Origin of the sequence: Belnapia moabensis DSM 16746 (genome assembly GCF_000745835.1) — a bacterium.
Taxonomy (GTDB): domain Bacteria; phylum Pseudomonadota; class Alphaproteobacteria; order Acetobacterales; family Acetobacteraceae; genus Belnapia; species Belnapia moabensis.
This window is the reverse complement of the sequence record NZ_JQKB01000150.1, coordinates 1-7,027: the sequence shown is the minus strand read 5'-3', so window position 1 is coordinate 7,027 and position 7,027 is coordinate 1. Positions and strand designations below refer to the sequence as shown.

General features: G+C 65.0%; 6 protein-coding genes and 2 pseudogenes. 3 read left to right on the top strand and 5 right to left on the bottom strand.

Annotation, left to right across the window (positions count from 1 at the left end; genetic code table 11):
• On the bottom strand, nucleotides 1-360 hold a 360-nt coding region (locus EP26_RS28820), incomplete at its 3' end, for an IS6 family transposase (RefSeq protein ID WP_043344464.1).
• Between the two features lie 53 nt (nucleotides 361-413).
• On the opposite strand from EP26_RS28820, the gene EP26_RS38535 reads away from it, so the two are divergent.
• A complete protein-coding gene (locus EP26_RS38535) occupies nucleotides 414-1,010 on the top strand; it encodes a transposase (protein ID WP_342669135.1) in 597 nt (198 codons plus the stop codon).
• 131 nt (nucleotides 1,011-1,141) lie between these two features.
• On the opposite strand, the gene EP26_RS28810 is transcribed toward EP26_RS38535, so the two are convergent.
• Together EP26_RS28810 and EP26_RS34070 are read right to left on the bottom strand one after the other, a co-directional pair.
• Nucleotides 1,142-2,077 carry a replication protein RepA gene (locus EP26_RS28810; RefSeq protein ID WP_043344467.1) on the bottom strand — a complete coding sequence of 312 codons (936 nt, stop codon included), beginning with the start codon at nucleotides 2,075-2,077 and terminating at the stop codon, nucleotides 1,142-1,144.
• Between the two features lie 356 nt (nucleotides 2,078-2,433).
• Nucleotides 2,434-3,091, bottom strand: a pseudogene (locus tag EP26_RS34070) (IS1595 family transposase); the annotation flags it as partial.
• A gap of 105 nt (nucleotides 3,092-3,196) precedes the next feature.
• Between EP26_RS34070 and EP26_RS28800 the strand changes: the two are divergent.
• Nucleotides 3,197-4,542, top strand: a pseudogene (locus EP26_RS28800) (IS5 family transposase).
• Between the two features lie 84 nt (nucleotides 4,543-4,626).
• Here EP26_RS28800 and EP26_RS32660 read toward each other — a convergent pair.
• Together EP26_RS32660 and EP26_RS28785 are read right to left on the bottom strand one after the other, a co-directional pair.
• Entirely contained in the window at nucleotides 4,627-5,262 is a 636-nt protein-coding gene (locus EP26_RS32660) for a hypothetical protein (protein ID WP_157033901.1), read from the bottom strand.
• Nucleotides 5,255-6,007, bottom strand: a complete 753-nt coding sequence (locus EP26_RS28785) for a ParA family protein (protein ID WP_084113109.1) — start codon at nucleotides 6,005-6,007, stop codon at nucleotides 5,255-5,257. The genes EP26_RS32660 and EP26_RS28785 overlap by 8 nt, the downstream gene beginning before the upstream one ends.
• A 660-nt stretch (nucleotides 6,008-6,667) precedes the next feature.
• Between EP26_RS28785 and EP26_RS28780 the strand changes: the two genes are divergently transcribed.
• Nucleotides 6,668-7,027, top strand: a 360-nt coding sequence (locus tag EP26_RS28780) for an IS6 family transposase (RefSeq protein ID WP_043344464.1), incomplete at its 3' end; no start/stop codon positions are given.

Below are 7,027 nucleotides of genomic sequence, written 5' to 3'. Positions count from 1 at the left end.
GAAGCGCTTGGCCGCGGTGGCGTTACGCCGGCTCTGCACCAGAATGTCGAGCACGACGCCATGCTGGTCCACCGCGCGCCAGAGGTAATGCTGCACCCCGTTGATCTTCAGGAACACTTCATCGACGTGCCAGGTGTCGCCCAGCTTGGGCCGGCGTCGACGCAGTTTTCGGGCAAAGGTGCCGCCGAATGTCAAACACCAATTCCGGATGCTCTGGTGAGTGACGCTGATGCCTCGCTCTGCCAGGATCAGCTCGACATCGCGTAGGTTCAAGCTGAAGACATGATAAAGCCATACCGCATGGCTGATGATCTCAGCCGGAAAGCGGTATCCGGGGTAGGTGGCAAGCTCGGGCGTCATCAACCCAGCTTGGCCCAGCTACTTCGTTCCGGATAGAGGCCGACAACTTGGCAATGCCGCTACGAGTGTCAGGCGCTGATCCGCCTGGCCGAGGCGCTGCCCATCCGGATCAAGGTCTGCCTCGTCGCCGACCGCGGCTTTGGCGATCGCAAGCTCTACCGGCTGCTGACCGAAGAGCTGAAGTTCGACTTCGTCATCCGCTTCCGCGGCAACATCACGGTCACCGCTGCCGACGGCGAGGCCCGGCCCTTGCCGACTGGGTCGGCAAGGGCGGCCGCGCACGCATCCTGCGCGGTGTCACCGTCACCGCCGACGCCTACCCCGCTCCCGCCGTCCTCTGCGTGCAGGCCAAGGGCATGAAGCAGCCCTGGTGCCTGGCCAGCAGCACCGACCTGCCACCCGCCGACCTCATCAAGCTCTACGCCCGGCGCTGGAACATCGAGTGCGGGTTCCGAGATGCCAAGGACCCGCACTTCGGCATGGGCATGGGCATGGGCGAGATCCACCTCAGCTCCCCGGCCTGCCGCGACCGTCTCTGGCTCATCGCCGCCTTCAGCATCGTCTCCGGGCGCTGGATGGTGCTCCCGGCCGGATCGGTGGATGACGACGCCCTCATCCATGCCCCGAACAGCGGCGACGGGGGTTGGTGAGGTCCGCGGGGCTCTACTGGTACGGGCGGGGATTCTACCGGGATCCCGCCGGGCCATAAGGGAATCTGGCGCTGGCGGCTGCAGGGCGGGGACTTTACCGGGGCCCTGGGGCGAACCCAGGGCCGGGAACTCTACCGGGATCTGCTGCCGAGGCTGGTCACCTTCGGCGCCACCGGTGGGCGCGAGGGCTGGAGGGTGACGCCCTTGTCGGTGACCTCGACGTGTGCGGCCGGGTAGACCGCCAGCGCTAGCGCGAGGTTCTCTTTGAAAGTCGGCCGGAAGTGGTCCATCCGTGAGAACCCCGTGCCAAACTGGCCCTTCAACGCCTTCCACGACACCGTCCGCGAGCCAGGCAGCACGTGCAGCCGGTAGGCCAGCCAACAGTAGAGGTCGAGCGCCAGGGAGTGCCCGTTTATCGCCCGAATCGATGACTCCTCGAGAGGTACCGGGTGCTTCTTGAGCTGTTCGAAGAAGGATTCCGACAGCTTCGCCCGCTCTAAGAACAGCGTCCCCTGGCCGCTCGCGTTGTCCGCCTCAAGGAAGAGTGCGTTGTCGACGAGGTTCTGGTTCACCAGCCCCGACCGACCATTCCCCTCAATCTGGAAGGACATTCGGCACCGGGAGATGCGTTCCGCTTGGTCCTTGACGTCGCGAATGCTCTTACCGCCCTGCGGGATGCCCATGCGACTCAGCCATTCGCGCAGCGAGCGGCCCAGCTCCACCTCGCGGCTGTTCGTCTCCAGCGCTTTGCCGGTCAGGTAAAGAACGATGAGCCTCGCTTTGGAGCCGTAGGGCACCCCAACGGGGACGGGGACGCCGTCGCGAACCGCGCGCCGTCCTGGCTCGACCAGCAGCATCACCCGCTCGGTCTGGATCTGCCACACCGCGTCGTCGGCTAGCTTTTTATGCGGCAGGGCCGCCTGGGCGAAGCCGGAGTAGATGAAGCCAACCCCGCCCTCCTCGTCGCTCATGTAGTCGTACGCCGCCTCGACCACCCTACGGTCGAAGTCGAGCTGCATCACGTGCTGCTTGCCGTGAGCCTCGATGAGCTGATGGACCGTCCCCATGTCGACCTCCTAGATGCGGAACATGGATCGGAACGGGGTCGCTTGTCGCCGGGAACTCTGCCGGGGACAGTTACTAGAAAAGGTATTTGGATTCTTAGTATTAGTAAGGCCCGGTGGAGTCCTCGGGACAAGCTGTTGACTGCTTGAAATTGTTGACTTCGCGTTCGGCGGCTGCCCCGGTAGAGTTCCCGCTTATCCCGGTATAGTTCCCAGTGCCCCCTGTGGGCAGCGCCCCCTGAAATAGGTGCGGGCGACCCCGTGCGGGCGCGACTCGGGCCGCGAAGGAACCCGGTAAAGTCCCCACCGTAAGGAAGGGCTTCGGTCCGTGGAGTCGGTCAACGAATAGTAGTTCCTGATTACGCGGAATGCTCAGCCAGTTTGAGCAGGCGGTACGGCATGGGCGGGGTCTGTGCGGCGGCTGTGGCGAGGCGTGGCAGCATGGCGGCGAGGTCGTAGCGGCGGTTGAAGCGGTACTCGAACTCGGCGAGGTAGCGCGGCACGTGCTTCGGCGCGATCGAGCGGTAAGTGCCGGTGATCGCGGCCTTGATGTTGCCGAGTGCGGTATTGACCCACTTGAAGGCTGGCGTGCGTGCCGCCCGCGCGCCTGAGCCGGTCTTGATGACCGTGTGCTGGCACCCGGCTTGGTGAAAGCAGCGAAGCAGCCGAGACCGTCGCTGACCACCTCGCAGGCCGGATCTAGGCTGCGCTTGGCGAAACCCTCGACAGCGCGACGGCAGAAGCTCGCCACCTGGCGCAGCTTCAGCCGCACCGGCTTGCCATCCGGCGTGGTCTCGACCGCGGCCAGGAAGGGCGTCTTGCCGGGCGAGCCCCGCGGCCACGCTTGCCGCCCGAGCGCTCACCGCCGAGGTAGGCATCGTCGAGCCCGACACGGCCCGTGAGCAGCCGCTCGGCGTCGCGCTCCAGCATCACCTGCCCGAGCTTGCGCTTGATGGCCCAGGCGGTGGTCTGGGTCACGCCGAGGCGGCGGGCCAACTCGATGCTAGTCGGTCCTGAACAACTCCCAACCCACTGATCTGCTTGGGAGCTTCGCCGGTTTGGACGCTGTGGAATTGCAGGGTTTGGTTGGAAAGGGGCGCTAAGCCAGCGATTCTGACGGGCATGAAACATCGCCCGCGCCCGCCGAAACAGGCCGACCTGCTACGGCCGCGCCTCGTCGACATCATCGACGGGCGGCATGAGCTGGTTCGATTGGCGGCGCTGATCGATTGGAGCTGGTTCGAGCGGGAATGGGCCGGCTTCTTTCCCGCCCAGGAGGGACGGCCCGCCACCCATCCGCGCCTGGTCGCCGGGCTGATGTACCTGCAACACGCCTGCGGCCTTTCCGACGAGGCGGTGCTCGCCCGCTGGGTGGAGAACCCGTACTTCCAGCACTTCACCGGTGAGACCTTCTTTCAGCACCGCCTGCCTATTCACCCGTCCTCGCTCAGCCGCTGGCGTGGCCGCATCGGCGAGGAAGGCGTGGAATGGCTGCTGAGCAAAACCATCGAGGCGGGGCGTGCCTGCGGGGCCGTGCAGGCGCGCAGCCTGGCCGAGATCGCGGTGGACACCACGGTGATGGAGAAGGCCATCGCGCATCCAACCGACAGCCGCCTCTACGAGAGGGCGCGCCGCTTCCTGGTAGAACTGGCTGGCAAGGCCGGGATCGCCCTGCGGCAGACCTACAACCGCTTATCGCCGCGTCTGGCCGCCCGGGTGGGGCGGCACGCCCATGCCCGGCAGTTCCGGCGCATGCGCAAGGCGCTGCGCACGCTGAAGGGCTACACGGGGCGTGTCCTGCGCGACCTCGGCCGCAAGCTCGGCGCCGTTCCCGAAGGAGGGCTGCGGACGCGGATCGAGCAACGCATGGCGCTCGTCACTCGCCTGCTGCGGCAGACGCCGAAAAGCCGGGGCAAGATCTACGCCCTGCATGAGCCGGAGGTGGACTGCATCTCCAAGGGCAAGGCGCGGGTGCGCTGTGAGTTCGGAACCAAGGTCAGCATCGCCAACACGCTCGCCGGTGGCTTTGTCGTGGGCATGCGCTCCATGCCCGGCAATCCGTATGACGGGCACATCCTCGCGGACACCCTCCAGCAGGTCGAGACCCTGACCGATCATCGTCCCAGCCTTGCCGGGTTGATCGCGGCTACCGCGGCCATGGCGTGCAGGGCACGACGGTGCTCATCAGCGGCACACGGCGCGGCCTCACGCCCAGGCTGGCCAAGCTCCTGCGCCGCCGCAGCGCCATCGAGCCTGAGATCGGCCACATGAAATCCGACAGACGCCTCGCTCGCTGCGCCCTCAAGGGCACCCTCGGCGATGCCCTCTTCGCCGTCCTCTGCGGCTGCGGGCACAACATCCGCAAGATCCTCGCCCACCTCAGGGCCCTTCTGCTCGATCTTCTCGCCAGCCTCATCCAGGCAAGCGAATGGGTAGAACGTGACCCGATTACAGCCCAGGCGGCCTGACGGAGTTATTCAAGGCCGACGATGCTAGAGGTGGATTGAGGGAAAGGTTGGCGGCTGCCGCTGACTCCCCTTTCCTTTGGCCGCTTAGGCTTCCTTGGCTTCGCCGTCGATTGTCGGCGGAAGCAGCCGAAGCTCCGCTTCAATCTCGGCCATCTCTTCCCGCAAGCGGGCCATCTGCCGTGCGATCTGCTCCCGGCGCCGAATGAGCGCTTCACGGCGTTTTAGGTCGTCGCGCTGCTTAGGCTCCAGTTCCTTCAGGAAACGCATGATTTCCGAGCGGGCAGCCTGCGGCCTGACTAGCCCGCGGGAGCGCGCCAAGGTCACATGCTCATCGGGTACCAGGGTCAGGTAGTATGCCGCGGAATAGCTCCGAGGGAGTTCCTGCTCCTGGAAGCGGCCGCTCTCCACAGCCTCCGCTACCTCCCGCAGCTGGTATGCGACGGCCCGGCCGAACGGAAGCTGCGGGAGGATCTTCGCCTCAAACTCGCCCTTGTTGGCTCGGATTGCATACCGCAGGTAGCGCCCGATCGCCAGAAAGCGCCGCTGGGCTTCATCCCAGAGCTTCCCGATCTCCCGCACATAGTCCTCCGGCCGGTTCAGCGGCAGGATGGTCGTGCTGAAGTCCTCAAGCCGGGTCGTCGTCGATCGGATAGGCGCGGCGGCTGCCCGGGATTTGATATCCTTAGCCGAGAAGGTCCTCATTGTGGGCTTCTCACTCATCGGAGGCCACCTTGAGCCCGAGGGCGTTCCGGACAAATCCCCAGACTCCGCGGAGATCCGCCAGGCCGTTGGCACCCTTCATCTCCAGAACGCTTAGGCCGATCTCGTCGCTGACCCGAATGCTCTCGTAAAGGCGAATGTCAAACGGACATAGGTCACCCGCCTCGATGAGGCGCTGCTTGGCCCGGTCGAAACTGCCCGCAGCCCGCACAGTGAGGTTGAGAACGAACGCAGACGGCCGCTCCTCGCGCCTGATGAATCGCATCCACTCGATTACAGATCGCAGATCTCCAGCACCCTGGCCCGTCGGGACCAGCACGAAGTCAGCCATCAGCAACAGCTTGCGCATCTCGGCAGGCGAGGCGTCTACGCCTGGAGGAGTGTCGACGAGGACGAGGTGAAGTTCCCCGAGGGCCTCCACCTCCCGCAATGCCCGGGAGAGGTCTGCGAGAGGAACGGCGACATTCGGGATCGCTATCGCTTCCTCCGGACGAATTGCAAACCAGTTCGTCAGCCCCTGCTGCGGATCCAGATCCAGCGTCGCCACTTTGAGGCCAGCGTGCGCGGCAAAGACAGATAAATTGCGCGTCAGACAGGTCTTGCCGCTGCCGCCTTTGCCTGAAGAGCAGACGAGGAACTTTGGCTTGGTTCGCGGGGGAGGAGGCAGCTTCGCAAGATGAGTGGCGGGCTCCGCGCTAAGCGTCCTACGACCAGACTTCTGCCCCGCCGATTGCCTCACCCCCATCCGAGCGTCCCCTCAGCTTACCAGGGAGGCTTTAGTTTACTGAGGCGGTAATGACAACAGAAAGCCGAACGGAGATTCTGTGGCGTAGCATCTAGATGCTGATTTGGGCGGGCGACGGGTCATTTCGTCTGCTTATGACGTGGCTGCCGGGAGCGCGGCCCGAGGTCTTACGCTGTAAGATCTGCTGCAGCTATTATCAGGATGGCGGCTCCCGAATCCAGCCGACTGGAGCGAGGACGCCACGCCGTCCTCGCTCGGTCTCCCAGCGGCTTTCCACGCTCCACGCCCTCATGCTTGCTGGATCTCCGGCTGTTCGAGCGTATCCCGCGGGCCGTTGTGCGCCTGCGACGGCGGGCAACAGGACGCACAGTTACACCGCACCTGGCCGTGATCGGCATTCGGTCCGTAGTGTGCATTCTGATGCGCGGCCCCCGCGGCTATGCTGCGGGACGGGCATCCGCTCGGCTACGACGTCACGTGGGCCGTCGAGCGGGACACAGGGCGTGAGCAGCAGCCGTTCGAGGTGCAGCGCCGCGGCCTCTAGCAAGGTGCGGCACGACAGGACGTTCGGCAACAGCGCGGCCCCGGCTCGGACGTCGCACGGCATTGCCAAGTTGTCGGCCTCTATCCGGAACGAAGTAGCTGGGCCAAGCTGGGTTGATGACGCCCGAGCTTGCCACCTACCCCGGATACCGCTTTCCGGCTGAGATCATCAGCCATGCGGTATGGCTTTATCATGTCTTCAGCTTGAACCTACGCGATGTCGAGCTGATCCTGGCAGAGCGAGGCATCAGCGTCACTCACCAGAGCATCCGGAATTGGTGTTTGACATTCGGCGGCACCTTTGCCCGAAAACTGCGTCGACGCCGGCCCAAGCTGGGCGACACCTGGCACGTCGATGAAGTGTTCCTGAAGATCAACGGGGTGCAGCATTACCTCTGGCGCGCGGTGGACCAGCATGGCGTCGTGCTCGACATTCTGGTGCAGAGCCGGCGTAACGCCACCGCGGCCAAGCGCTTC

Bases quoted from the DNA above. Each gene is read 5' to 3' on its own strand.
- EP26_RS28810 (WP_043344467.1), bottom strand. From the start codon at position 2,077: ATGGGGACGGTCCATCAGCTCATCGAGGCTCACGGCAAGCAGCACGTG.
- EP26_RS28785 (WP_084113109.1), bottom strand. From the start codon at position 6,007: ATGGGGGTGAGGCAATCGGCGGGGCAGAAGTCTGGTCGTAGGACGCTT.
- EP26_RS32660 (WP_157033901.1), bottom strand. From the start codon at position 5,262: ATGAGTGAGAAGCCCACAATGAGGACCTTCTCGGCTAAGGATATCAAA.
- EP26_RS38535 (WP_342669135.1), top strand. From the start codon at position 414: ATGCCGCTACGAGTGTCAGGCGCTGATCCGCCTGGCCGAGGCGCTGCC.